Origin of the sequence: Acinetobacter sp. CE-15, from assembly GCF_051059255.1 — a bacterium.
GTDB classification, from domain to species: domain Bacteria; phylum Pseudomonadota; class Gammaproteobacteria; order Pseudomonadales; family Moraxellaceae; genus Acinetobacter; species Acinetobacter guillouiae.
In genome coordinates, this window is the sequence record NZ_CP192737.1 from 1,571,295 (window position 1) to 1,597,726 (window position 26,432).

Annotated in this window: 24 protein-coding genes; 17 read left to right on the plus strand and 7 right to left on the minus strand. The window is 37.7% G+C overall.

The genetic code is table 11. The features are described 5' to 3' along the window. The first annotated feature begins 152 nt into the window (after nt 1–152). The 8 genes from ACQ7EO_RS07200 to ACQ7EO_RS07235 all read left to right on the plus strand — a co-directional run bounded on the left by ACQ7EO_RS07200 (nt 153) and on the right by ACQ7EO_RS07235 (nt 8,457). Nucleotides 153–488: a hypothetical protein gene (locus tag ACQ7EO_RS07200; RefSeq protein ID WP_434279252.1), complete on the plus strand. Its 336-nt coding sequence runs from the start codon at nt 153–155 to the stop codon at nt 486–488. 924 nt (nt 489–1,412) lie between these two features. Beyond that, nucleotides 1,413–1,949: a Csu type fimbrial protein gene (locus ACQ7EO_RS07205; RefSeq protein WP_434279253.1), complete on the plus strand. Its 537-nt coding sequence runs from the start codon at nt 1,413–1,415 to the stop codon at nt 1,947–1,949. Nucleotides 1,950–2,009: 60 nt separating this feature from the next. Beyond that, nucleotides 2,010–2,564 carry a spore coat protein U domain-containing protein gene (locus tag ACQ7EO_RS07210; RefSeq protein ID WP_209827154.1) on the plus strand — a complete coding sequence of 185 codons (555 nt, stop codon included), beginning with the start codon at nt 2,010–2,012 and terminating at the stop codon, nt 2,562–2,564. Between the two features lie 11 nt (nt 2,565–2,575). Continuing rightward, nucleotides 2,576–3,091 carry a Csu type fimbrial protein gene (locus ACQ7EO_RS07215; RefSeq protein WP_096734691.1) on the plus strand — a complete coding sequence of 172 codons (516 nt, stop codon included), beginning with the start codon at nt 2,576–2,578 and terminating at the stop codon, nt 3,089–3,091. Nucleotides 3,092–3,110: 19 nt separating this feature from the next. Beyond that, nucleotides 3,111–3,911 (plus strand): fimbrial biogenesis chaperone, encoded by an 801-nt coding sequence (locus tag ACQ7EO_RS07220; protein ID WP_279578610.1) that lies wholly within the window; start codon nt 3,111–3,113, stop codon nt 3,909–3,911. Beyond that, nucleotides 3,912–6,443: a fimbria/pilus outer membrane usher protein gene (locus ACQ7EO_RS07225; RefSeq protein ID WP_434279254.1), complete on the plus strand. Its 2,532-nt coding sequence runs from the start codon at nt 3,912–3,914 to the stop codon at nt 6,441–6,443. After that, nucleotides 6,440–7,459 (plus strand): Csu type fimbrial protein, encoded by a 1,020-nt coding sequence (locus tag ACQ7EO_RS07230; protein WP_262086471.1) that lies wholly within the window; start codon nt 6,440–6,442, stop codon nt 7,457–7,459. The genes ACQ7EO_RS07225 and ACQ7EO_RS07230 overlap by 4 nt, the downstream gene beginning before the upstream one ends. Before the next feature lie 407 nt (nt 7,460–7,866). Next, nucleotides 7,867–8,457 carry a recombinase family protein gene (locus tag ACQ7EO_RS07235; RefSeq protein ID WP_262086470.1) on the plus strand — a complete coding sequence of 197 codons (591 nt, stop codon included), beginning with the start codon at nt 7,867–7,869 and terminating at the stop codon, nt 8,455–8,457. A gap of 788 nt (nt 8,458–9,245) precedes the next feature. Here the strand turns inward: ACQ7EO_RS07235 and ACQ7EO_RS07240 are convergent. Together ACQ7EO_RS07240 and ACQ7EO_RS07245 are read right to left on the minus strand one after the other, a co-directional pair. Beyond that, complete coding sequence (locus tag ACQ7EO_RS07240; RefSeq protein WP_303577165.1) at nt 9,246–10,742, minus strand: CoA-acylating methylmalonate-semialdehyde dehydrogenase; 1,497 nt, start codon at nt 10,740–10,742, stop codon at nt 9,246–9,248. Between the two features lie 30 nt (nt 10,743–10,772). Beyond that, on the minus strand, nt 10,773–11,933 hold the full coding sequence (locus ACQ7EO_RS07245) for an iron-containing alcohol dehydrogenase (RefSeq protein ID WP_434279255.1): 1,161 nt from the start codon (nt 11,931–11,933) through the stop codon (nt 10,773–10,775). 304 nt (nt 11,934–12,237) lie between these two features. Here ACQ7EO_RS07245 and ACQ7EO_RS07250 point away from each other — a divergent pair, with 304 nt between their 5' ends. Next, nucleotides 12,238–13,626, plus strand: a complete 1,389-nt coding sequence (locus ACQ7EO_RS07250; RefSeq protein WP_434279256.1) for a GntP family permease — start codon at nt 12,238–12,240, stop codon at nt 13,624–13,626. A gap of 56 nt (nt 13,627–13,682) precedes the next feature. On the opposite strand, the gene ACQ7EO_RS07255 is transcribed toward ACQ7EO_RS07250, so the two are convergent. The 5 genes from ACQ7EO_RS07255 to ACQ7EO_RS07275 all read right to left on the minus strand — a co-directional run bounded on the left by ACQ7EO_RS07255 (nt 13,683) and on the right by ACQ7EO_RS07275 (nt 19,129). Continuing rightward, nucleotides 13,683–14,459, minus strand: a complete 777-nt coding sequence (locus tag ACQ7EO_RS07255; RefSeq protein ID WP_262086466.1) for an IclR family transcriptional regulator — start codon at nt 14,457–14,459, stop codon at nt 13,683–13,685. Nucleotides 14,460–14,700: 241 nt separating this feature from the next. Next, nucleotides 14,701–16,059 (minus strand): amino acid permease, encoded by a 1,359-nt coding sequence (locus tag ACQ7EO_RS07260; protein ID WP_434279257.1) that lies wholly within the window; start codon nt 16,057–16,059, stop codon nt 14,701–14,703. 241 nt (nt 16,060–16,300) lie between these two features. Next, on the minus strand, nt 16,301–17,143 hold the full coding sequence (locus ACQ7EO_RS07265) for a phytanoyl-CoA dioxygenase family protein (protein ID WP_434279258.1): 843 nt from the start codon (nt 17,141–17,143) through the stop codon (nt 16,301–16,303). Between the two features lie 89 nt (nt 17,144–17,232). Beyond that, nucleotides 17,233–17,820, minus strand: a complete 588-nt coding sequence (locus ACQ7EO_RS07270; protein ID WP_434279259.1) for a TetR/AcrR family transcriptional regulator — start codon at nt 17,818–17,820, stop codon at nt 17,233–17,235. A 256-nt stretch (nt 17,821–18,076) separates the two neighbouring features. Next, a complete protein-coding gene (locus tag ACQ7EO_RS07275) occupies nt 18,077–19,129 on the minus strand; it encodes an AraC family transcriptional regulator ligand-binding domain-containing protein (protein WP_434279260.1) in 1,053 nt (350 codons plus the stop codon). Between the two features lie 110 nt (nt 19,130–19,239). On the opposite strand from ACQ7EO_RS07275, the gene ACQ7EO_RS07280 reads away from it, so the two are divergent. The 8 genes from ACQ7EO_RS07280 to ACQ7EO_RS07315 all read left to right on the plus strand — a co-directional run bounded on the left by ACQ7EO_RS07280 (nt 19,240) and on the right by ACQ7EO_RS07315 (nt 26,373). Continuing rightward, complete coding sequence (locus ACQ7EO_RS07280) at nt 19,240–20,043, plus strand: SDR family NAD(P)-dependent oxidoreductase (protein ID WP_004822900.1); 804 nt, start codon at nt 19,240–19,242, stop codon at nt 20,041–20,043. Then, nucleotides 20,040–20,786: an acetoacetate decarboxylase family protein gene (locus tag ACQ7EO_RS07285; RefSeq protein WP_434279261.1), complete on the plus strand. Its 747-nt coding sequence runs from the start codon at nt 20,040–20,042 to the stop codon at nt 20,784–20,786. Before ACQ7EO_RS07280 ends, ACQ7EO_RS07285 begins: the two co-directional genes overlap by 4 nt. Before the next feature lie 14 nt (nt 20,787–20,800). Next, entirely contained in the window at nt 20,801–21,667 is an 867-nt protein-coding gene (locus ACQ7EO_RS07290) for a metal-dependent hydrolase (protein ID WP_434279262.1), read from the plus strand. Between the two features lie 67 nt (nt 21,668–21,734). Beyond that, complete coding sequence (locus tag ACQ7EO_RS07295) at nt 21,735–22,964, plus strand: NADH:flavin oxidoreductase/NADH oxidase family protein (RefSeq protein WP_434279263.1); 1,230 nt, start codon at nt 21,735–21,737, stop codon at nt 22,962–22,964. Nucleotides 22,965–22,998: 34 nt separating this feature from the next. Next, nucleotides 22,999–23,868 carry a metal-dependent hydrolase gene (locus ACQ7EO_RS07300; protein WP_434279264.1) on the plus strand — a complete coding sequence of 290 codons (870 nt, stop codon included), beginning with the start codon at nt 22,999–23,001 and terminating at the stop codon, nt 23,866–23,868. Between the two features lie 444 nt (nt 23,869–24,312). Beyond that, nucleotides 24,313–24,711 (plus strand): hypothetical protein, encoded by a 399-nt coding sequence (locus ACQ7EO_RS07305; RefSeq protein ID WP_434279265.1) that lies wholly within the window; start codon nt 24,313–24,315, stop codon nt 24,709–24,711. 224 nt (nt 24,712–24,935) lie between these two features. Then, complete coding sequence (locus tag ACQ7EO_RS07310) at nt 24,936–25,547, plus strand: methyltransferase family protein (RefSeq protein ID WP_262782324.1); 612 nt, start codon at nt 24,936–24,938, stop codon at nt 25,545–25,547. A gap of 208 nt (nt 25,548–25,755) precedes the next feature. After that, complete coding sequence (locus ACQ7EO_RS07315; RefSeq protein WP_434279266.1) at nt 25,756–26,373, plus strand: TetR/AcrR family transcriptional regulator; 618 nt, start codon at nt 25,756–25,758, stop codon at nt 26,371–26,373. Nucleotides 26,374–26,432: the final 59 nt, after the last annotated feature.

Genomic DNA, 26,432 nt, shown 5'->3' on the forward strand with positions numbered 1-26,432 from the left:
GTGAATTATGTATTTAATTGTGAATAAAAAAGGTGTGGAAGTTTGCAAAATAGAATAAGCAATGATAAAAAAAGTACATTATCTGAATAACGTAAATGTTTGCTACAGATAGATTGAATGATAGAAATATGAATGTTGGATATAAATAAATAATGAAAGTTTATGAAATGGTGTTTCATAAAGGCATAGACGAAAGCACTCATTTTTTTTATAGTGAAAATAGCTATGCTTCACGTCAGCATTTTATCGAATTAATACGTTTAGATATTGACGCTGAATTGAGTAATTTTAAGATGACATGCTTAAGTGATGATCAGTACGATTTAAAAGCATTGTTTGAAGAAGTTCATAAAGAAAGCCATTTGCATGTAGATAAAATGGAAGCTGAATTTATTCGTGATGCAATTGCTACATTTGACCCATGCATTTGTTTAAGAGTTAAAGAACGAGATGTTCTTAAACCGAGTGGAAATACTTTTCATATTTAGTCATGATCCAAACTGTATACAGAAATTCACGATTTTCGGTCGACATGTTAAAGTGTCATATCGTATCCCATTCTTCACCCCAGAACGAATGGGATTTTTTTTATTTTTGATGAGTAGATAAAATAACCGCTAAGTGTTAACTTTTATTGATTAAATCATATTCTTAATAATGTCCCCGCCACTAATTTACAACCTAATTATCGTGATTAATCTAGCAATACAAAGCCATTGTGAGCAATGATTGTAAAAGATTAATTTGGGGTATTGATCATGGTTACGTTGTTATCACGAGTTTATTTAAAATTAGAGTTTATGAATTAATCATCATATCTTAGATTAATTGATTGAAATGAGATCTATAAAAAATTATGAAGCTAATAATTAAATATAAAAGGCGATTCTAAAATTTTTTAGGAAAAAATTTAAAATATAGATGAGCCGATAAAGCATTTTTAATAATAAGTTTTAATCTTATAAAGAATAAAAAATATTTAAGTTTATCTTTGTCATATTGAGTTTGGTTTAATCTGTGGAACATAAAATTTATCAAGTAAAATTTTGAAATATAGGGTTTAATTTTGCTTTTATGAGGCTTGATCAAGATAAAATACGATATTGCCCAAGCGAAATTTTAAGTCCTTAGATTGGCATATTTAGCTTGATGTTATTTAAATGAAAATTAAGTTGATTCCACTTTTTACTTTGTTAAATTATCAAGTGAAATGTATTTTTTGGTGTTTTAAATATAATAATAATTTAATTCTACAATTCCAATAAAAGTTTGAATTAATACAAATGGTTAAGTTTGTTTTGTGCTGCTTATTAGTTGATTTATTGAACACTTATTCATCACATGTGATTATGTAAATACTTTCACACTTCTTGTGTAAAAGTTTACGAATAATACAAATCATGGGAATTTATATGAATATTTTTACAAAACTAACACTAACTGCATTGTTAAGCACAGGTTATATCGCGACTACACAAGCAGCGGTGACTGGTCAAGTTGATGTCAAGCTGAATGTTTCAACGGGTTGTACTGTTGAGGGTTCTACTGTTACTGGAAATATGAACCAATTTGGTACATTAGATTTCGGTAAAACTTCTGGTCAGTGGTCAAACGTTTTGACTGGACAAGTTGCTTCTTCAGCGACAGGTGGTCATCTTGCTGTGGAATGTGACGGTGCAAACCCTGTTGACTTTACTGTTGCAATTGATGGTGGTGTACGTGCTGATCGTAGCCTTAAAAATACGACTGCTGCGGATACTGTGAATTATAACGTCTACCGTGATGCAGCACGTACTAATCCATATGTCATTAATACAGCTCAGACTTTCACTGCTGCGGCAGGTGTAGCTCAAGATGTCCCAATCTTTGGTGCAATTGCTGCAAATAGCGGCACTGCAAAAGCACAGGGTGATTATACAGACACTTTATTGGTGACTGTTAATTTCTAATCAGTATACGTAACAGTGAACAGGTTTGTTGTTGAACAGGCCTGTTTTTAGGAGGAACGTATGCACCTGTTACTTAAACAATGCGTTGGATTGCTACTTTGTAGCATTGTATCGTCACTCACCAGTGCTGGGCAGTTGGGCGCTAAGTTAAATATTCAACTTGAACTAGAGCCATCCTGCAAGATCAACAATGAGACCGTAAATAACGGAACAAATGGCTTGAATTTTGGACAGCTGGATTTCGGAGAAACCACAGCTGCATTTAATCAGGTGATAGAAACCAGCTTAAGTCAGGGTTCTACATCAGGTTTGACCATTCAATGCCCTGGCAATGCCCCAATAAAAGTTACCTTTGGTGCGGGGCAACATGACAGCAAGGTACCAGCACCTTTTGGCGCAAATTATTTTCGTGCAATCAGTAATGGCACAGATTTCCTTGCCTACAACATCTTATATGGAACTGCTCGCGAAGCGTTAAGGCCCAATCAAATCATTACTTTGACCAATAATGGTCAGCCGCAAACGCTTAATCTCATGGGGCAAACTGTTAATAATGGTCGGTCAGTCTCGCTTGGACAATATACCGACACTATTCCAATTACCATTGAATTTTAAAGAACAAAATCATGAAAAAAATAGGTTTAAGTGTTCTGCTGATTTCGATTGTTCAAAGTGGGTTTGCTGTTGATCCTGTAACTTCGGCAAGTTTTAAAGTGCAGGCGACCATTGAAAATGGGTGCAAACTCAGCAATGTCGAACAGTTACTTGATTTTGGTCGTCATCCTGTTGTGGCGCAGGGGCAGTTAAAAGGATCCGTCATCAATACTGCGCAAAGCTGGAATATCCAATGTACTGCACGGCTACCGGTAAAGGTGATGTTGAATGGTGGTGATCACTTTTCAAATAACTTTCGACGGATGAAACATGCCCAGCAGAATGAGTTTGTACCTTATCAGCTTTATCAGGACAGTAGTTTGCAAGGTGAATATGCCAGTGGCAGTACTTACTCACTGACACCAACCACTACTTTGAATACCGTATTGGGTTTTGCAGTTTACGGTGTTGCAGACTTGAATAATAACAATCAACCACGATCAGCAGGCCTTTATAAAGATACGGTCGCAATTACGATTACATGGTGATTCTATGAGCTTAAATAAAATGAAAATATGGTCGGGCAGGACTTTCTCTGCGGCCGCGATATTGATGGTCACTTCACCGGTATTCGCACAGGCCACTTTTTTAATCTGGCCAATCTATCCAAAAATTGAAGAAAACGAAAAAGCCACTGCGGTATGGCTACAAAATACTGGTAACTCTGATGCCATGGTGCAGATTCGGGTATTTAAATGGGATCAGAATAATCAGCAAGATGCTTATGTGGAACAAACCGAGGTTATTCCAAGTCCACCCGTGGCGAAGATCAAGGCAGGTGAAAAGCATATGTTGCGTTTAACCCGCTCGGCTGCTGTACCTGATGCAAAAGAACTTGCCTATCGAATTATTGTCGATGAATTACCCATCAAGGTGAATCCAGAAAATGAAAAAGAAACGTCGACAGTCAGTTTTCAAATGCGTTATTCCATTCCCTTGTTTGCCTATGGCAAAGGGCTTGGCAGTGGTTTAACTGAAGTTTCACAAAAAACCAATACGAAAAACCCTTTGGCGAAGCCGATATTAAGTTGGTGGGTCAAGAATAATGAACAGGGCAAACCTGAACTTTATATTAAAAATACTGGTTCAAAATTTTCACGACTTTCGGGAATTAAATTAACCCCGACTTCAGAGCAAATGGCTTTTGGCAAAACTGCCTTTGGTTATGTGTTGGCAAACAGCACAATGAAGTTTGATCTAGACAACAAGTTACTCAACAGCCTAAGTGGTCAAACTAGTTTGTATGGGGTTGACAGTTCAGGGGTGAAACAGGAATTGGTTGAGATTAAGAAAGAAGGAGGGGGGTAAATGGGTTATTTATCAGGGTTACATACCCCTTCTTTTCTATGCAAAAGCCTGACATTGATATTGGTTGCGAATATCCCATTGCTGAGCTGTAACGTGTATGCAAATGGTTTACCCCCGCCACCACGAGATGTTTCAGAAGTGAATAGCTTATTTAAGCTTTATCTGGACTTGGTGATCAATCAATATTCGACACGACAGGTGATCCCCGTCATTGTCAAAGGAGATCATTACTTTATTCAGCAATCAAAACTGGATGAGTTACAGATTAAGCTGCCTGCGGATGCACTGCAGCAACAGTCAGAAAAAAACCTGACCGATCTGGATGTCTTTACTTTAGGCTTTTCGGGCAAAGCTTTGGATTGGGTCAGCCTCAATCAGATCCCCGAATTAAAGTATGAGTATAATTCAGCGCAACAGTATTTTAGTCTAGATCTTCCTGCGAGCTGGATGCCGGTGCAGATACGCGGCTTGGATTCTTGGTATCAACCTGAAACAGCGCAGTCGGGTATTGGTTTATTAAATAACTATGACTTTTATACTTATCGGCCAGAGAATGGTGGCTATAGCAGCACACTCTTTACAGAACAACGCTTTTTCTCGCCTTATGGCGTACTGAGAAATTCAGGGGTTTATAGCAAGACTGATTTTAAATCTGAGAGGATTGCAAACGACTCAAATCAAGATAATGATGGCTACCGTCGCTATGACACCACTTGGCAATATGATGACCCAGTCAGGGTACTTTCATTTTTAGCGGGTGATGTAATTACGGGAAGTAAAAACGCATGGGGAAGTTCAGTGCGTTTAGGTGGATTACAGTTGCAACGTAATTTTGGTACCCGTCCAGATTTGATTACCTATCCTTTACCTCAGTTTAAAGGACAAGCGGCTTTACCGAGTACTGTAGATTTGTTGATTAATGGGCAGAAAGCCAATTCAACTGATGTGCAATCTGGTCCTTTTATTCTAAATAATGTTCCGTTTATCAATGGTAAAGGCGAGGCGGTGATTGTCACCACAGACAGTGTTGGTCGTCAGGTGGCAACCTCAGTGCCGTTTTATATTTCGAATACTTTGCTTAAACCGGGGTTATTGGATTATTCCGTGTCTATGGGACAAATCCGCGAAGACTATGGGATTAAGAACTTTGAATATGGCAAATTTGCCAGTTCAGCGGATGCGCGTTACGGGATTAACGATTGGTTCACGGCTGAAGGACGGGTTGAACTCTCCGATTCAATTCAGTTGGCTGGATTGGGTTCAGTGCTTAAGCTGAATCGGTTTGGGGTGTTAAGTGGTTCGGCAACCCAAAGCTGGGCAGATGGAGAGCTTAATCAGTTAAATAATAACTTGAACGGAAATAAAAACCTTAAGGGAAATCAATACACGCTCGGTTATAGCTATAACCAACAACGTTTTGGATTTAGTCTCAATCATACCCAACGCGATCAGGATTATTATGATCTTTCGCGCTTGCAATATACAGATTTGATTTCAGCCAACAGTCATAAAAGTTTGGTTGCCAATACTTATTTTGCCACAGAAAAGTCGGGTACTTTTGGGGTGGCCTATATCCGAACCAAGAGCCGAGACATTGAAAATAAACTGATGAACCTGTCTTGGGCACCGGTATTACCGTCCTATCTGCGTGGTGCGACAGTGTCGTTAAGTGCCAATCGGGATTTTGTGGAAAAAGAGTGGAGTGCTGCATTTCAGTTGTCGGTTCCATTCTCCAAGAGCAGATCCACAGCCAATCTAGGTTATAGCCAACAATCCAGTGGTGATTATGCTTATATCAACTATAACCGCAGTGTGCCATTGGATGGTGGCGTTGGTGTTGATTTAACTCGACGCTTTAATGAAAACAGCGATGATTTTAATCAAGCGCGCGTGAGCTACCGTAACCAATATTTTAATACCGATGTCGGCATGTCGGGTAGCCATGATTACAACTATTGGTTTGGACTTTCCGGTTCAGTGGTGTTGATGTCAGGCAATGTCTTTGCTGCCAATCGATTGGGCGAGTCGTTTGCTTTGATTGATACCAACAAAGTTGCAGATGTACCCGTACATTATGAAAACAGTTTGGTGGGGCGGAGTAACGCCAAGGGCTATGTTTTTGTACCATCGGTGACCCCATATTACGCGGCTAAATACAGTATTAACCCGATCGATTTACCTTCCAACTTTAATGCAACCCAAGTTGAAAATCGGATCGCAGCAAAACGTGGTTCAGGTGTCGTGATTGGCTTCCCAATCAAACAGTCTTATGCGGCGAATGTGTATTTAGTGCAAAGCAATGGGCAAGTGATTCCAGTGGGTGCTGTGGTACATCGTGCCGATCAAGAATCGAGTTATGTAGGGATAGACGGGATTGCTTATCTTGAAGATCTGAGTGCAGAAAATACCATTCGGGTGCAACTGCCAGATCAAAGCATATGTGAAGCAAACTTTTCGTTGGATTTAAAACAAGCGCAACAACAGATTGCTGTGATTAAGTCAGTTGTTTGTCGTGAGGTGGCTAAACCATGATTACTTTAAAAAAAATAATACCCGCAGGTCTATTATTCTCTGGATTAATATTGATTACTGCTCAGAGCTATGCGGATTGTAGCGTTAACTCAAGTGGCAATGTATCCATTGGTAAGGTTCCTTCCATTACTCTGGCAGAAAATGGAGTTCAATCTTCGCAATTCAGTGCAGGTTTATCCTGCAGTGGATTTAGTTTGGCTGCTTTAAATACAACTTATCTGAAATATCGGGTTGATCAGATGCCAGCAAACTATATCAATAGTGTAACTGGTGAACGTCTTACTGTGAATTATTTGGATACCAACAGTAATCCAATTACTGTGGGGCAAGAAAGAGATATGAGTAGCTTTACAATTATCAATTTCTTTACGGGGCCAAATGGTGCGTTACCATTTTATGCAAAAATTAATCCTGGACAAGCTGTATCGCCTGGGATCTATCGAGCTGAAACACCATTTAAAGTCAAATGGTATTATTCTGTGCCTGCTATTGCTGTAGCTGGAATAGGATTTTATTTTTCAAGCCCTGGTTTTAATCGAGGTATTTTTGGAATCGGGTTTGATTGGGGAAGTGGTAGTGATTCTTCATTAAATTTGAGTATTGAAGTTTTACCAGACTGCCGTATTGCGACCAATGATGTAAATTTTGGAACAGCAGCCTTTGCAGATGCTTTTACACCAGTGAAAACTTCTATGGGTATACGTTGTTCAGTCAAGACCCCTTATAAAGTGAGCCTGAATGATGGTCTTTATCCACAAAATGGCAATCAACGTGCGATGAAGTCAGAGACGGGTAATAACTATATGAGTTATGAAATTTATAAAAACTCAAGCACAGAACGCTGGGGAAGAAATAACGAGCAGTGGTTGAGTGATGTTGCGACTACAAATCCTGGTATTTATGATGCGAAAACTCAGCAAGGTTATGCTTTCACAACAAAAGTTCTGGAAACAAATTCACTGAGTCTGCCTGCTGGTAAATATAGTGATACTATAACTGTACAGGTTGAATTTTAAAGGCTTATCCAATATAACATCATGATTTTTTATCATGATGTTAATTATAAAAAAGAATACATATAATTAAATTATTAATTTACACTATTGAAAATACCTAAACTATATTCTTTTATTTATTTAAGTGGTTTTATATTAAATTTTAGTGAAATAAATGATTATTTTTTTGAAAAAATTTCTTACATCATATTATTTATTTTGTCGCTAATTTCTTGTATTTGTTTGTTAAATAATTTTTTTGTATTTCGTGTGCTTAAATTAATCATGCTATTTTTTTATAATGATTCTGATTTTATGTTTTTAAATCATTAATAGGTGTTTAAAACAGTAATATAATTTTCAACAGATGTTTTTTTTATTAGTATAAGATTATAATAATTTTTTTAATTATAAGAGGGTTATCTGTTGTGCGAGTCTATGCATATTTTAGAGTTGATGATTTGTCTATAGAAAACAGTAATTATGTTTCCTATATTTCAAATGCTGGTTATGAAATACCAAATAAACGAGTGATCTTTGAAGAGGTTGAAGCGGGTATATCATTAAAATATAGAAATAAATTTATTAATTTGGTGAATTATGCGATGGAAAGCGGTGATTTATTGTTAATCAATGGAATTGATTCATTAGGTGGTAACTTTAACGAAGTAGCTTCAAGTGTAAACTTGATTTTTAAAAAAAAAATTCGATTAATCTGTTTAGATTTTTCTAAAAATGAAATTGTGGGAGATCTTAAGAAATTATTTATGCATTTTTTAAAGTTATGTTCTGATTTTGAGGAGAAATCTAGTTTTTCTAAAAAGAGTATTATGAATAAAGCAAAAAAGCGTGTGGGTCGTCCTGAGATTTTAACTGATAAGCAAAAGAAAGAAGCTTTGGATAAGTTTAAAAAAGGCCATACGGTTTATTCAATTGCTAAGCATTACTCAGTTACTCGAACAGTCATTCAACGTTTAATTTTAAAATCTTCTGACGTCATTAATAGTGATGAAAAGTAAATGAGGAGTCTAAAACTTAATAAAAATCATATAAGTAGATTTTCGATTGCGCAGAAGAGATCTGATTTAAACAAAACAATTATTGTCCAATTGGTTTATGTGTTGAGACAAGTAAATCCCAAAAAAGCAAAAAATTTGATGAGTCATTATAGTATTGAAATAAAGTCGATAAATGGTTTGATCAACTATAGGGTTCAAGGGATTAAACATGAGGGAAAAATGATTATCTTTTTATATGGTTCTGATTTATATTTTTTGGATCTAGATAAGTCATTATTTGAACATGAATATTGATTTATTTGTGGTGTGATAAAGTATATGTTTATATTTGATTTGTTTGTTGCCTAAAAATAAAATTTAAGATGTTTTTTTGATGTCATGTTTGTTTGTTATTAATGTATTTTAAAGTTTATTTTAAATAAATCAATTTTAAATTAATTTTTTATAATGTGAGGGTTTGGTTTTATAAATTTTTAAATGTTATTATTGAGTTGTTGTATGTTTTTTAAATTAAAAGTTTCTTGATTTAATGATGCATAGAAGGAGGGTGGGCTATTTTATTTTGAATTTGGTGAATTGTATTTAAAGGATTAAAATATTTATTAAATTTAAAATTTTTTTATTAAAATAATATTTGTATGTGATTTAGAAAGTTACAAGCTCAATTTAAAATTTAAATGTCAAAACATTTGGGAAGTATCCAAAATAGGGTTGAATACTTCCCAACATAGTCAGAGCCGCTTTATCAATAAACAGTCTAAATTTGAACCATCTTAATTTGAATAGTCTTAATTTAAAGTCGGCATTGAAAATTGTTTGTTTTCTCGGATGTTGGCAGAAGGCCAGCGTTGAGTAATGGTTTTTCGACGTGTATAAAAACGTACACCATCTGGACCATACGCATACAAATCACCAAAGAGTGAACGTTTCCAACCACCAAAACTATGATAAGCGACAGGTACAGGCAAAGGAACATTGATACCCACCATACCTACTTTAATATGATCAGAGAAATAACGTGCTGCTTCTCCATCACGGGTATAGATGCATGTTCCATTACCATACTCGTGGTTATCAATCAGATCCATGGCTTGTTGCATGGTCTCAACCCGCATAATTTGTAAGACTGGGCCAAAAATTTCCTGTTGGTAGCTGTGCATATTCGGGGTAACTTGATCAATTAAAGTGGGCCCCACAAAAAAGCCATTTTGAAAATCGTCAACGCTTGCTTGTCTGCCATCGACAACGATTTTTGCACCTTGTTGCTCTGCACTGTCAATAAAACCAATCACTTTGGCTTTATGTTCTGCCGTAATCACAGGCCCAAAATCATTATTTTTATCAGCAAAATGTCCGAATTTTAATTTACTGATTTCATTTTGAAGTTTAGCAATGACGGTATCTGCAATTTCGTCACCGACTGCAACCGCAACAGAAAGTGCCATACACCGTTCACCAGAGGAACCAAAAGCAGCACCAAGGAGGGAGTTCACCACATTATCGACATCTGCATCGGGCATGATAATGGCGTGATTTTTTGCGCCACCTAAAGCTTGACAGCGTTTGCCCGCAGCTGTGGCCGTTTTATAAATATATTCAGCAATTGGTGTTGAGCCTACAAAACTAACCGCTTGGATACGCTGATCATTTAAAAGTGTATCTACTGCAACTTTATCGCCATTCACCAGATTAAAGACACCATCGGGAAGTCCTGCTTCTTTTAGTAATTGAGCAATATATAATGTCGAAGATGGATCACGCTCAGAAGGTTTTAAAATAAAACAGTTACCACAGACAATTGCCATTGGGAACATCCAAAGTGGCACCATCACAGGGAAGTTAAATGGGGTAATTCCTGCAACGACACCTAAAGGTTGAAATTCACTCCAAGAGTCAATATTCGGCCCGACATTTTTGGAGAATTCACCTTTTAAAAATTCGGGTGCACCGCAAGCATATTCAACATTTTCAATCCCGCGCTGTAATTCCCCAGCTGCATCATGACAAATTTTACCGTGTTCTAAACCAATTAGTTCACAGATTTTATCGGCATTTTTTTCAAGCAACTCTTTAAACTTAAACATGACTCGCGCACGTTTGATGACTGGAGTATCACGCCATGCGGGAAAGGCATTTTCTGCTGCTGCTATTGCATCAAGTACCGTTTTTTGGCTGGCAATAGCCACTTCAGAATTTGATTCACCTGTTGCTGGATTAAATACTTTTTGGCTACGACTTGCTTCCGTTGAAAGCTGTCCATTAATAAAATGTCCGATTGTATTCATTGATATCTCCTGATTTATTTTGGTTAAAAATTAACACCATAATTGCTGATAAAGTTTTACGATTTCTTGTTTGGTTGGAAGACGAGGGTTATTACTTGGTGAGCCTGAAGCAAGTGCTTGTTCTGCCATAGTATTTACAACTTCATCAAAATATTGCTTATCTGCTCCAAAAGCTTCTAAAGTTGGCACTTGAAGGGATGTATTAATGTCTTTTAATGCTTCAATTAACTTGGCATTGGCAGATTCAACAGAATCATTTTGCTGCGCAGCACCCATGGCCTTGGCACAGTCCGCATATTTTTCAGGTTCTGCGGGAATTGAATACTCAATAATCATGGGCAATAACATGGCATTTGATAAGCCATGTGGGACATGGAAAAACGCACCAATAGGGCGACTCATGCCATGAACTAAGGCAACAGATGCATTATTAAAAGCCACACCAGCCAATGTTGCACCCAGCATTAATGCTTCTCGAGCAACTTCATCATTTGGATCAAAATAGACTTTTTTAAGATTTGGTCCAATTAAGCGCATTGCCTCTAATGCTTGAGTATCACTATATAGATTGGCTTTTTTGCTGGTATAGGCTTCAATCGCATGGGTTAAAGCATCTATACCTGTATCTGCTGTGGTACGGGCAGGTAAACTTAACGTTAGTTCATAATCTACAATCGCAGCAATGGGCATAAAACCAGCACCGACACAGAGCATTTTTTCATTACTTTCATCATCAGTAATGATCGTGAATTTGGTTGCTTCAGAACCTGTGCCTGCTGTTGTTGGAACAGCAATAATTGGTAATCCCTGTTCATTGACCTGTCTAGGGAATTTATAATCTCGGATTTTTCCACCATAGCGACCTAAGATGCCAATTGCTTTTGCACTGTCAATTGGACTACCGCCACCCACAGCAATAATTGAATCATATTGATGTGCTTGAATAAACTGAACCCCAGCTTCAATTGAACTAGATGTGGGTTCTGGAATGGTTTGATCAAAAAAGTCTGCTTCAATATTTTCACTTTTAAGAATCTTTTGAATATCGGCGATATAGCCTAACTTGACCATCATTTGATCAGTGATGATCAGTGGTTTATTACAGCCTAAGCTTTTTAAAATATAAGGAATCTTCTCTCGGGCATTTTTTCCGACTTCAAGAAATCTGGGCAACAAAATCGTGTGTGACATAAGCGAACTCCATTTTAGTTTCATTCCATTTACATGCATTTTGTATTTGAAAAAGACCAAGTTGCATGCTGTAAATTGGCTTTATAATATTCGTATATTGATATGTATCGTATCAATATAAAATTATATGTAAACAGGTTTTTTATGATTTTAATTTGATTAAAATAATTTATTTATAAATAACAGTTGTTTGGTCTGTTTTTTAAAGTGAAAAAGAATTTTGTCTAGATTCATCATAAAAAATTAGTTATACATATATATCGATACATTATGTATCAATATAATTAAATAAATGGAGTTTAGAATGATAGGACTATTTGGAATAGTAGTGTCCTTGGTATTGCTGATGTATTTAGCTTACAAAGGTTTTAGTGTCATTATTTTGGCGCCTGTACTTGCACTGTTTGCGGTCATTTGGAGTGGGATGACGCATGAATTATTAGGGTTTTATTCGCAAGTATTTATGAGTGGTCTCGGTGGGTACATCATTAAATATTTTCCACTTTTTCTGTTAGGCGCTGTCTTTGGCAAACTCATGGATGACAGTGGATCAGCTCGCACAATCGCAATTTTTTTTGTTGAACGCTTAGGGCATCAGCGCGCGATGTTATCCATTGTGATTTCCTGTGCAATCTTAACCTATGGTGGTGTCTCGCTTTTTGTAGTTGGTTTTGCTGTATTTCCAATTGCTTCGGCATTATTTAAAGAACTAGGTATTCCTAAACGACTCATTCCTGCGGCAATTATGTTGGGGGCATTAACCTTTACAATGACTGCATTGCCTGGCACACCTGCGATTCAAAACGCAATTCCAATGCCATATTTTAAAACAGATCTATATGCTGCACCTGTGCTTGGCATCATTGCCTCGCTTTTTATGTTAATCACGGGGATGTGGTGGCTGAATAGAAGAGTCGAACATTCGATAAAACAAGGCGAAGGCTATGGCAATCATATTGAACAGCATAAAGAAATTTTAACCCATTCAGATCCTAGTTTACTGATTGCAATGATCCCGATTGTCTTGGTGATTTTATCGAATTTACTATTATCTAAAGTGATTTTTCCAAGTATGGATACTTCATATTTGGCCACGGCTCAATTTGGTTACACCAGTCTAAATTCTGTGATTGGTCTTTGGTCGATTATTACTGCATTGGTGATTGCATGTATTGCCATTATTGCGCTCAATTGGAAACGGATTAATGATATTCGAGACAGTATTCAAAATGGTGTTTCTTCTTCATTTTTACCTATTTTTAATACCGCCTCAGAAGTGGGATATGGGTCAGTTATTGCATCTTTGGCGGGTTTTGTCATTTTAAAAGATTTTTTAGTTGGTTTAGCACCGAGTAATCCACTGGTTTCCGAAGCAATTTTAGTCAATGTCCTGGCTGGGATCACAGGTTCTGCGTCTGGAGGGTTGAGTATCGCATTAAATACGATGGGTGAAACCTATATGAATCTGGCGCATCAATTTGGCATTTCACCTGAATTGATGCACAGAGTTGCTTCTATGGCTTCTGGATCTTTAGATTCACTTCCTCATAACGGAGCTGTGATTACCATTATTGCGCTTTGCGGTCTCACGCATAAACAGTCTTATTACGACATGTTTATGGTCGCAGTTATTTTTCCACTGCTTGCGCTAATCGGGGTGATTACGCTGGGTACTTATTTTGGATCATTTTAATGCTTGAGTTTTTTAAGCTAGCGACTTGGATATTCAAAGTCGCTAGCTTTTATTAGTTAATCGATTGAATTTTTAATATAAGTGTTTAAATCATTGGCTGCATCTCTTAATGCATCTTGATAGCTGATTAAGTCATCTAATGATTTTCGAATACTTGGCGCATGGGTGTATAAGCAAGCAATGATTTCACCATTGGGGTGGAGTATAGGCACTGAACAGGCCACCATCCCCGCGATAAACTCTTCATTATCGGTGCCTAAATTTGTCACGCCAATACGCTGAATTTCAGATTCCAGCAGATTAAGATCTGTAATGGTATTTTTGGTGTACTGGGTGATTGGAATATTTTTTAGAATATTTTTCCTTTTTTCTGCGGATAAATGACTTAAAAAAAGTTTGCCACTTGATGTACACCAGACAGGCACTGTTGAGCCCACGGGTAAATATACCTGTAATGGCCAGTTTGTCTGTATACGGTCTACATACAACATATGATTATCTTGTAAGATCGCTATACCACAGGTTTCACCAATCTTATTTGATAGTTTTTCTAAAATAGAAAACCGCTCAATTCTAAATTTTTCATTTTCCCAAACATTAAATAGTAGTTGTTTGACTCTTCGACCTACCAACAAGCCACCATGTAAATCTACTTTGACATAACCTTCTTTTTCTAATAATTGGATGAGTCGATGAATACTGGGCTTTGGAATATCAAGGGCTAAAGAGAGATCAAGTGGAGAAGGGGGATGTTTGGCTTCACCAATCGCTTCTAAAATCTCAAGTACTCGTGTGATTGATGAACCTTTATTTCGTTTTGTATCTTGTGTCATAAAATTTTCCAAAAGACCCTGCTTCATTCATACCCACTTGAGCTTATGGATATTATCATTTGAATGTTATAGATATGAAATTTTTATCTGCCATACTTTACCGTAATCATGGTTTTATCAGTATGCGAAATTTTATACCTATCATGAATGAGAAGAGAACAATCAGCAATAATCAACTATCTATCGAGCTAAAAAAATTGTGTTATTCAAGGCTTATTTGATTCAATAAGCCTTTAAAATATTAACGTGATTTATTCCAACTCAAAACTTTAAATAGTCCGAACATCACAACAATCCAGATTGGAATCAAAATGACTGATTCTTTAAAGTTTTGCACCCACATGATATATAGGATCATACTGATAAAAACTAAAACAATATAATTACTTACGGGTGAAAACAATGAGGGAAATTTTACCCTTGTCCCTTCCAACTTTTTAGCACGTTTAAATTTTAAATGGGTAAAACTAATCAGTGCCCAGTTTAAAACCAGAGCAGCAACAGCCAAATACATCAGATGACTTAATGCTTCTTCAGGCACAAAATAATTCAGTAATACACAACCAAAAATTAGGATAGAAGAGAAGATCACCGCAGTGATTGGTACACCTTGTTTGCTGACTTTTGCAAACATCTTCGGTGCATTGCCTTGTACTGCAAGCCCATACAGCATACGACTATTGGCATACATACCACTGTTATATACCGAAAGTGCGGCAGTTAGAATAATAAAATTGAGTAAATGTGCTGCCCAACCTAACCCCAGTTGGCTGAAAATCATTACAAAGGGACTTTTATCTAAACCGCCAAGATCAAGTTGATTCCATGGAATTAATGACATGATGATGGCAAGAGAAGCCACATAAAAAACCAAAATACGGAAAATCACGCGATTGACTGCTTGTGGTATGCTTTTTTCAGGGTTTTCTGCTTCGGCAGCCGTCATCCCAATCAATTCAATGCCGCCAAATGCAAACATTAAAAAGGCCAGCATATAAAATAACCCTGAAAAACCATGTGGGAAAAATCCGCCATGTTGCCAGAGGTTTGCTACAGTTGCAGTTGAATCAGCACCTGCTGTGAGCAAAAGATATAAACCAAACACAATCATCGAAATTACAGCAACAACTTTGATAATGGCTAACCAAAATTCTGATTCACCATAAAATTTAACATTGCCCAGATTAAAACCAGTCACGATGACAAAGAAAAATAAAGCGGAGACCCAAGCGGGGATATGCGGCCACCAATAATGCACATATTTAGCCACCGCTGTAAGTTCAGTCATGGCGACTAAAATATACATTACCCAGTAATTCCAGCCTGATAAAAAACCAGGAAATTTTCCCCAATATTTTTGTGAAAAATAACTGAATGAGCCTGCAACAGGTTCTTCTACAATCATTTCACCCATTTGGCGCATGATTAAAAAGGCAATCAAACCGACGATGGCATAGCCTAAAATAATTGAAGGACCAGCAGATTGGATGACTTGTGCAGAACCTAAAAATAATCCTGTACCCACAGCGCCACCCATAGCGATCAATTGGATATGACGATTTTTAAGTCCACGGTTTAATTGGGAAGATGAGCGATTCAAAATATGCTGTGCTGAATAAAAGAAGCCATTGTAATAGATTGGCTATAGATAACCTAGTTTGAAAACAATGTTGTTGAGGCAATTTTATAAGATATTGAACACTGGAATATTAGAACGCTTCCATCTATCAAAATATGATCATGTTGAGTGAATCATCTTGCTATTGAAAGAGCCTTCTCGCTTTGGGAGAAGGCTAGAATGAGGGGTATCTATACGTCTAAAAAAGACTTATAAAACAAGCTTATTCAGATTGCTCTAATGTGCGCAGTGGGTGCATGCCCTCAACCATTCCCATAAATGGTGGGTAAATTGAGTAACCAACCAAGGCTTGAAGTTCAGGTGAAATCGACCGTACCGTATCTTTGGAAAGTTCAAGCAAATAGTTTTCTTGTTGTCGGACATAGGCTTCACAGTACTGATGAGTAATCGCAAAGCGTGAGGATTTCGAATGATTTTGACCGCCACCATGCCAAGTCGTACCGAGAAAAAAGATCACCGAACCTGCAGGCATCACTGCGGGTATCGCTTCTGATCTTTGTGCAAAACGATCATCTCCCCAACGGTGACTGCCAGGAATAATTACTGTTGCACCATTGTCTTCGGTAAAATCATCAATTGCCCAGACGGTTGCAGCACCAAGTGGCTGACGAGGACGGGGGAGGCGATAAAAAGCATCATCATAATGCAGACTTTGAGCGACTTCACCTGAAAGAATATTAATAATTTGACTCTGAGAGAGTAAGAAGTTGGGTTGGAATAGCCGATCCATAAGACCAAGAATGTGAGGATGTACGGCAAGTTGATCAGTGATTCGCGTTTTTGAGAGAACGTTATAGACACGCTGGGTTTGTTGACCTTCAAATGGGTTACGTCCAGTTTGACCGAGTAAGGCAAGGCCTTCTTGCTTAATTTGCTGGCAGGTTTCTTTGCTGATCAGGTTGTTGATGATGACATAACCATCACGCATTAAGCTTTGGAAATCTCGTTGGATTTCTGGCGTATTTCGCTCAGGCCCTGGTTGTAATTGTCGATGGGTCTTTGCGTGATCTTTTTTATTATATTGACGAATATCTAATTTAGACATTGAAAGCTCCTTGATTTAACGTGCTGGGCAGAACGGAACAGTTAGTTCATATTGTTTCCTGCCTTGGTTTTTTTATTAGTATCTCCAGATCACAGTGGGCTGAGTTGTAGGGTATTGCTAGTCAGATTCCAGAGTTGTTCGAATAGTTCCTCATTTGAGGGCCTTTCTTTGGCAAGGATGGCTTGATCAATCGCCAGACGCAGACCTCCCATCAGCATTGCCACCGTTGTATTTGGATTAAGATCTGGACTGATTATCCCCAACTTCTGCCCTTGAGCAATGTTACGTGCACCAGCTTCTAATAATGCCTCCATGTGAGCGCGTTCGATATCAAGTACCTCAGGTTCACGGGCAAGTCGCCCAGCAATCAAAGGTGCCAGAGGATGATTATAGAAATAGTCAATGATTGCTTTGGTACGGGTTTTTTCGCGTTCTCTCCATTCAATATTTGTTGGAATGCTGTCACCCAAAGCAAGTGCTCTCAATGGTTCATAGAATTGATCCACAACAGCGGCAATCAGACCTGTTTTTGAGCCAAAGTGATGATAGGTGAGCCCAGCTGATGTATTTGCTCTTTTGGCTATGGCACTGATCTCCATATGTCCATTGTTTGCAATCAATTCCTGTTCTGCTGCAGTGATCAAGCGTTGGTAAGTCGCCATCTTTTTTTCGGTCATGATTTTATTCTTAGAAAAACTGAATTGAATTCAATTTAGTTTTTATTGGCGAAATTGTCAACAGTATTGCGCCAAGATCAGTTAGAGAAATGGCTTTACCATAAGCTCTAAAGTGAGCTTGAGTCTGAGCAAATGGCAGCGTTGTTAGTGAGAAATAATTGGAAAAAGCAAATATAAGAGAGTAAAAATGTGGCAGAGATTTTTAATTGATTTCTTTAAAATGAATAGTTTATTTTTGATTTAATGCTTGCTGCTTTTATTGTACGGCTTGCTTACGAAATTGAATCGGCGTTACGCCACTCCATTTTCTAAATGCGCGAGCAAAATTTGCGGGTTGAATATATCCAAGATAATTGGCGATATCTTGGATTTCCATATTGCTGTTCAGTAAAAGTTTTTCAGCCTCTTTATATTTGACTTCGTCTAACAGAAGCAGGTAAGACGAATTTATTTCGTTGAGATGTCTTCTCAATGTACGACTCGACATATGTAAACGTTCGGCGACGTTGTCTAAAGAAGGGTAGCCTTTTTGAGGAACAAGCACCAATTCTGTTTTTACACGTAAGCAAATATCTTGAATTTGTTCAGAAAAACGAATTTGTTCTGTTTCACATTGTGCCAATGCTTGTTGAAATGCCGTCGGATCTGCCATTTGTGGGGAGAGCTTGAGCAGTGACAATTTGTATCGGATTTGATTTTTATTTTGATTAAAAAGAATCAAGGGGAGTTGCTGTTGAAATTTCTGATGGTAGCGTGGTTCTGGCCAGTCGACTCTTAACTCAACTTGAGAAAAATCTTTTTCTATTAATGATCTACCTGTCTGAATAATTCCGATCATTAAACATTCATAAAAAAACCGTCTTAAAATTTCAGTTTGCTCTTTATCGTTACTGATCACAGGGTGAGTTTCTTGAATATCAATGACAGATAAATTTTCTTCCTCATAAAAATCAATTCGATAATCTTTTAAGCGCATATTAAAAAATTGCACTGCAAGCTCAATTGCATGACGCAAAGAGGGGCTACTCATTAACGCATATCCCATTGGGCCGTGAGCGGTTAAACGTAGTTTTAGGCCATACTCATATCCAAGTCCAAAGTCCTGAGCCAAGGTTAAACTTATCCAGGCTAATTTAGACCATTGTAAAGGCGTAATACGTGCATCTAGTTGGTTAAGCAGTGTTAAAGGAATTTTACTCTTTTGCAAAATATCAGGAGCGGAAAAGCCCTTTTCGACCATGATTTCTAATAATAAATGAACATAAGAAATTGGAATACTGGCTTTTGATAACCCATACGGATCTTTCATTTTGTTCTATATGTTGGCCGAAAATGATTAGCATTATGTCTTAACTCCATCTCACGCTCAAGTTTTAGCTACGTGATACTAAGATTATTCTATTGATCTGAGTATTTGCGATGAGCTTACCTCGTCCCCTTAAAAATTCACCAGTGGTGATTACTGGCGCATCTTCAGGTATTGGTGAAGAACTTGCTAAACAGTTTGCTGAACGTGGTTATCCGCTTATTTTGGTTGCACGACGTGTAGATAAGCTTGAGCTTCTCGCTACCCATTTACGTCAGAAATATCAGGTAGACGTGAGTTTACGCCCATGTGACCTCGCGAACCGTGAGGCAAGAACCCAGTTCCGTCTGGAATTGGAAAAGATGGATGTGGCTATTTTATGCAATAACGCTGGTTTTGCCACTTTTGGCCGATTACATGAGTTGGATGCTGACCGAGAGCGGGAAGAGACGGAAGTTAATGCTGTTGCGGTACAGGATCTTACTTTAGCTGTATTGCCTAAAATGATGCAACGTAAAACGGGTGCAATTTTGATTGTGGGTTCGACATCAGGCCATCAACCAACACCAGCCAATGCAACCTATGCTGCAAGTAAAGCTTTCGCGAACTCCTTTGCTGAATCTCTACATAGTGAGCTGAGTGGTACTGGTGTGACATGTACCTTATTAGCACCTGGGCCGACGATCACTGGTTTTAATGAAGTGGCGGGGATTACAAAAATTGATGGTGTAGGTGGAAGTTTTGTTTGGGTTACCGCAGAACGGGTAGCCAAAGAGGCGATACAAGGAATGAACTGCAACCGTCGTATTGTGATCCCTGGTTTTATTGCACAGGCGCAAACTCTGGGTGGACGCTATACCCCACGCGTTATTTTATTACCCATATTAAAACAAGTATTTTCGAGATTAAAAGCATGAGACAACTGATCAATGATTTACGCACCCCCATTGGTTTAGCAAACCTTGGCAATAAGCTTTACCACAATGCTCAATATTTAACGGCCGTGGTTGAGGTCAATGAAAAAGCAATGTCACGCTGGTTACCTGCTGGAATGAAATTGGTAAAACCTGCAAGAGCCGATTTGTTCTGTGCCTATTTTCCTGAAAATGTATATACAGGGGCGTATCACGAGGCGGGTTTGTTTGTACATATACAGGTGGGCAATAAAACAGGTATTTTTTGTCCATGGATGATTCTGGATGATGATCGGGCCATGATCATTGGGCGTGAATTGCTCGGTTATCCCAAAAAAATGGGAGAAATCAGTTGGGATAATGATGGTACTCGTATTCTAAGCAAAGCATCACGTCGCGGCACTGTGTTAGTTGAGATGGACGCCAAACTTGGAGAGGTTATTCATGATGCGCCGCCAGTTCTAGGCTTGCCACATCGTAATATCACAGGAGGATTAGGTTTGGGCTTACCAAGAGAAGTTCGATTTACCCCTAAAGAATATCCTGTTGAAGTTCGCCGTGTGGAAATGAGCTTAAGTTTTACAGGTACGGTGAATGATCCATTACATGACATGGGACTTGGTAAAGTGGTTGATGCTCGATTGCATCGCGTGGATTTATCTGGTGGTTTTATTCCTCCAATTCAGATTCCGCGGTTACGGACTCCTTTGTTTTTAATGCGTCAATTTAATCCACGGGTTTTATAGAGAGGGAGATGGTGATGAATATGTTTGCTAGCCCATCCTCAAGCCAAGCCATCCAATATAGACAGGTTTCTGCATCGATAGATATTTCAGTCAGAAGCATGGATTTTACTTTTCCAGATGAAATTCCTGAGTTTTGGTTTGGCAATAACCCATTACTCACCCTGTTATTGACTGCATTAACTAGTGCTTTTCCTGATGGCGAGCGGCAGTTTATTCATAGTGTGCGTCATTATCAGAATAAGATTGAAGATCCGATTCTGCTTCAGCAAGTTCGCGCTTTTATTGGGCAGGAAGCACACCATGGTAAAGAGCATGATGTATTGAATGGGGTCATGTTGAAAAAGGGCTATCCAGTCGATCGAATTTATAAACGATTTAAAAAGATGAATCGTTTGATGCAGACGCAGTTTTCTCCAGCACATCAGTTGGCATGCACAGTTTGTATGGAACACCTGACTGCGATTTTATCTGATTATTTCATCAGTACCGCACCTGAAGATCTCGCAATATTCAATGTGCATTTGAGAAAAATATGGGTATGGCATGCGATTGAGGAAACTGAACATAAAGCGGTGGCATTTGATGTTTATCAATCCTTGGTGAATCGGCCTTATTTTCTACGCCTCGTCATGCTTGAAACTACACTCTCTTTTGTTTTAGTCACAGTGCGTGGAACGATAGAGCTTTTGCGTCATTCAGGAAGACAACGAGATTTAAAAGGGCTTTATCAGGGGCTAGGGTATTTATTTGGTCGCAAAGGCTTAGTAAGGAATATCAGCAAAGCTTATCTCGATTTCTTCTCTGCCGACTTTCATCCTTGGCAGCATGATAATAGAAACATGATGTGCCTATTAAAAAATCAATATTTCAATGAGCAGTAACTGAAATAAACAACAAATTGAAGTTTACAGCGGACTCATTCAGCCAATTATTTTAGGAATTCATCTAATGGCACAACGTACCATCACAAAATCTCCGTTAGAGCGACCATTAACCTTGGCCTGCGGTATAACGATAGCAAACCGTATTGCAAAATCGGCCATGAGCGAACAATTGGCGGATCGACATGGTTCACCAACCATAGACTTACAACAACTCTATGCTGCATGGGCAAGGGGAGGGACTGGGCTATTAATCACAGGCAATGTCATGATTGATTCCCGTGCATTTGTTGAGCCACGTAATGTCGTTTTGCAAGATGAACAATTCTTGCAGGCCAATAAGCTATGGGCCCAAGCTGCACAAGCAAATGGTAGCAAGATTATTATGCAAATTAACCATCCTGGTCGCGTTGCTGTACTTCCATTATTAAAAAAGCCAATCGCGCCATCCGCAGTTGGGCTAGATCTGCCTGCAATGAATATTATTCGTATGCCTCGTGCGATGACTGAGGCAGAGATTTTGGAACAAATTAAACGTTTTGCGACCACGGCTGCATTGGCTGTGAAAGCTGGATTCGATGGTGTACAGGTTCATGCTGCACATGGTTATTTGTTATCACAATTTTTATCTCCATTGGCAAATACACGTACAGATCAATGGGGCGGGAATCCTGAAAATCGACAACGGATTTTGATTGAAACAGTGCGTGCAGTGCGTCAGGCCATCGGCAAAAATAAGATCCTAAGTGTCAAACTAAATTCTGCTGACTTTCAAAAGGGTGGATTAAGTCAGCAAGAATCTCTTCAAATTGCCTTAGCTCTAGAAGCTGAGGGTATCGATTTATTAGAGGTTTCAGGGGGCAATTATGAATCTCCTGCACAGTTGGGATATGCACCTGATCGACAGGCTCAGCGTGATGCCTATTTCCTTGATTATGCGACTGCACTTCGTGAGCAGAGCAAACTGCCATTAATGCTGACAGGCGGACTGCGTGATGTCGATTTGATGAACCGGATTGTTGCTGATGGTACTGTTGATTTAATTGGTTTGGCTCGTCCTTTTGCTTTGCAACCAGATTTAGCCAAACAACTTTTAGCTGGAAAATCACTGCTTGATCCTGCAAAAATTCCTGCTATTGGATACAAACCTGTAGATGCTTATCTGCAACTGGCTTGGCATGCTGCTCAATTTCGTCGGATTAGTAGCGGTCAGCGACCCAAGGCAATTAAGGGATTACTCCGTACATTGATCACCTTTGGCCCTCGTATGGGTTTTAACATTTTGACACAGGACTAATCGTTAGACGATTTGCGATACAAGGAGTTTTATCATGAGTGGTTTAATCAAACAAACCCATACGATTGTTCCAAGACGTCCAGTATTTGATTTTGCTGAAACTCCCAGTCATTGGATTTATGATGATCCGATGGCGACGCAAATGCTGAATTTAATTCATCCAATTACACCAGCAACAGAACGTTGGTTTTGTCAGACTTTTAGAGATGCATTACCGTTTGTTCAAGATGAACAATTAAAAGTGGCAGCCGTGGCCTTTATTAAACAAGAGGGTGCTCACAGCTATGGGCATACCTTAGGTACGCGACATATAGAAGCTTTAGGGATTGATTTAAGTCGTTATTCCGAAATGATGAACTGGATATTTAATGACATGATTGGTCCTAAACCATTCGGTTATGAGTTAAAACATCCACGCTTAAAATCAACTTGGTTGACGACCCGATTGGCTATGGTTGCAGCAGCAGAGCATCTCACGGGGGTATTGGGTCATTGGGTTTTAAATGCTGAGGGCTTACAAACTGCACCTGTAAATCTACAAATGTTAGGTCTATTACAATGGCATGGTGCTGAAGAGGTTGAACATCGTGAAGTGGCAGATGCCATGTTTAGGCACTTCAGCGATAATATTTTGTTGCGAACAGGTGCGGCTGTTTTTACCTTTCCATTATTTATTGTATTGGCTTATATTGTTGTCGAAAACTTGGTCCAACAAGACCCGCAATTACCGCATCGTTTTCGTTTTAAGGATTATTTTCGAGCAGCTCGACAAGACCGAGTCCCTAGAGCTGGTTATATGATACGTGCCTGTATACGTTATTTTAATCCCAAGCATAGCCCACTCAATGAAGGCTCAACCGAGCAAGCGTTGGCATATTTAAACAATATGCCTGAGTTTAAATGATTCTTTGCAATTCAATATCAAGATACCCATTATGTAGCAGTAAAATATCCTCATAATGGGTAATGCTTATATGACTATGATTTTTTAATTTCTGACGCATTAAGCTTTTAAATTTATGGATTTATTTTTTTCACTTGACCTGTAATCTGTTTTCTATCTATAAAATATTTAATTAATGACAATTTTGTAATAAAAATGCTTTATCGAATATTTGCCAATATCGTGTTTCTTTTTGTATAAATGTAATTGTAAATTTAAAAAACTATTATATAAAATTAATCATTAATTTTTGAAATGAGTTGAATAGTGAAAATTTATATAGGTGTGGAATAACTTTAGTATTATTTTAAACTAATTTGTTGAAATCTATTTAATGTTTGTGGCGTAGCAGCTGAATTGATTGGGTTTTTTAAATATCATGAATATTGTTTACAGAAAATTGTAATGGGAAAGAAGCTGTTTTTTGTTTGGTTGTTGGTGTTTCAATTTACATGTCAGAATGTCTGGTATGTGGTTGAATCTTTATGCCTTAATGAAATTTCGACTCAAACCCATATAAAACAAAATATTGATGGTAAAGAATCACTTATTGCCATGAGTGATGTTGAAAGAAATATTGAAAAAATAAGATATACCAATGAAATAAATCAGTTTTGTCAAAATATTTGTTTAAATGATAAATGTAATTTCATATCGAACTTTGCTGATTTAAAGATTGAACGCTATTTTGAAAATACATTTAACCCATTTTTTAATCTTCTCATTTTTAAAAGATACAGATGGTTAAATTTTTATCAATCCCTTGAATTAAATAATTTATCTCCTCCTCCTAAATTCAATTAGCTATACGGTGGTTAGCTAAAGCAGCTCCCGCCATTTTATATTTTTGTATATGCTGAGGAGTATTTAAATGTTTAGTCAAAAAAAATCTATATGTTATTTTGTGGAATCATCGTATTTAAATTTTACGTTTAAAATAAGTACTTTGTATTATTTAAAATTGATTAAGGGTCATGAGAAATTTTATTCGAGAAAATATGGTTTATTTTGTTGTGGGAGAAAATAATATGAGTATTATATTTTCCTCCAGAATAAGGACCATGGGTTCAAGAGTTATTGGTTTTGTATTGGCATTTATCATTGCTTTTAGTTTTGGTCTATGGCACGACACTTTTCCATTGATTGAGCATCTTTTATGGTTGCTCGGTTGGTTTTTAGTAGGAATTGGTGCGATGGGACGGATATGGTGCAGTATCTATATTTTAGGTCATAAAAACGCAAAGTTAGTTATGGATGGTCCATATTCCATATGCCGAAATCCACTCTATTTCTTTAGTTTTTTAGCTGCACTGGGGATTATGTTTTTAACCGAAACCTTATTCTTTCCTGTGGCTTTTAGCTTGTTGTTTTTAGTTTATTATTACTTTGTCATACGTCAAGAAGAGCGTTTTTTGAGGAAAAAATTTGATCAATTGTATTTGAATTATACTCAAACTACACCACGCTTTTGGCCGAGTTTTAAAAACTATTCTGAACCGCAATATTGCCAAGTGTCATCCAAACATTTTAGGTTGTTCTTAACTCAGGTGATCTGGTTTTTCTGGGTTGCTGCATTTGTACAACTGTTTGAAGAGCTTAGATTGTTAGGGGTTTTTCCTATTTATTTTAATATATTTTAGTCCGCTTTTATTAACTTGAATTGAGGCTTAGAGTATCTAGTAAAAGTCATATTATTGGGTACTCTAAAAGGATTTAATTTTAAGACTTATCTAGTCACAATAAAGGAAGTTATATTAATGTTGAAGTGATTGTCGAATAGTCACTTCAATTGTGAATTAGATAAGGCTCCTCTATAATTAAATTCTTGCGTGTAGAAAATAGAGAAGTATGTCATCACAATCTCAAGTCGCTTCTACTCAGGTGACAAAAAGGCAAACCAAGCCAGCAGAAGTCCGAATTGATGAGCTGATGAATGCTGCACAAACGCTTTTCTTAGAAAAAGGTGTAGAAGCTACCACCATTAGCGAAATTATTGCCAGTGTGGGCGTTGCTAAAGGGACCTTTTATCATTACTTTGAATCGAAACAGCATATTGTTGAAGCCTTAAAAAAACGTTATATCGATTTTTTTATCGCGGCCTTAGACAAGGCAGTTGCAACATGTGATGCTGAAGATTGGGTCAGTCAATTTAAGGTTTGGATCTCTGCCAATATACAAACCTATCTCGAAAGCTATGCTATACATGATATTGTTTTTGGTGCACATCACCATGAACGAAAAAATAATGAAAAAAATATGATATTGGAACAACTGCTGCAAATCTTAAATGGAGGGCAGCAGGCGGGTATTTGGCATTTAGAACAGCCAAGATTAACCGCTTTGTTGATTTATTCAGGTGTGCATGGGGTTGCAGATGAAGCAATTGCCAATCAACTACAAGATAGCACAGATTTTTCTCAGCAAATTGCAATGCAATATTTAAAAATGCTCCATCATGATGGCTGACTTTCAGCATTATCTTGAATCGTATAAATCGCTTCTCGTCTGATATTCTTTTATTATCA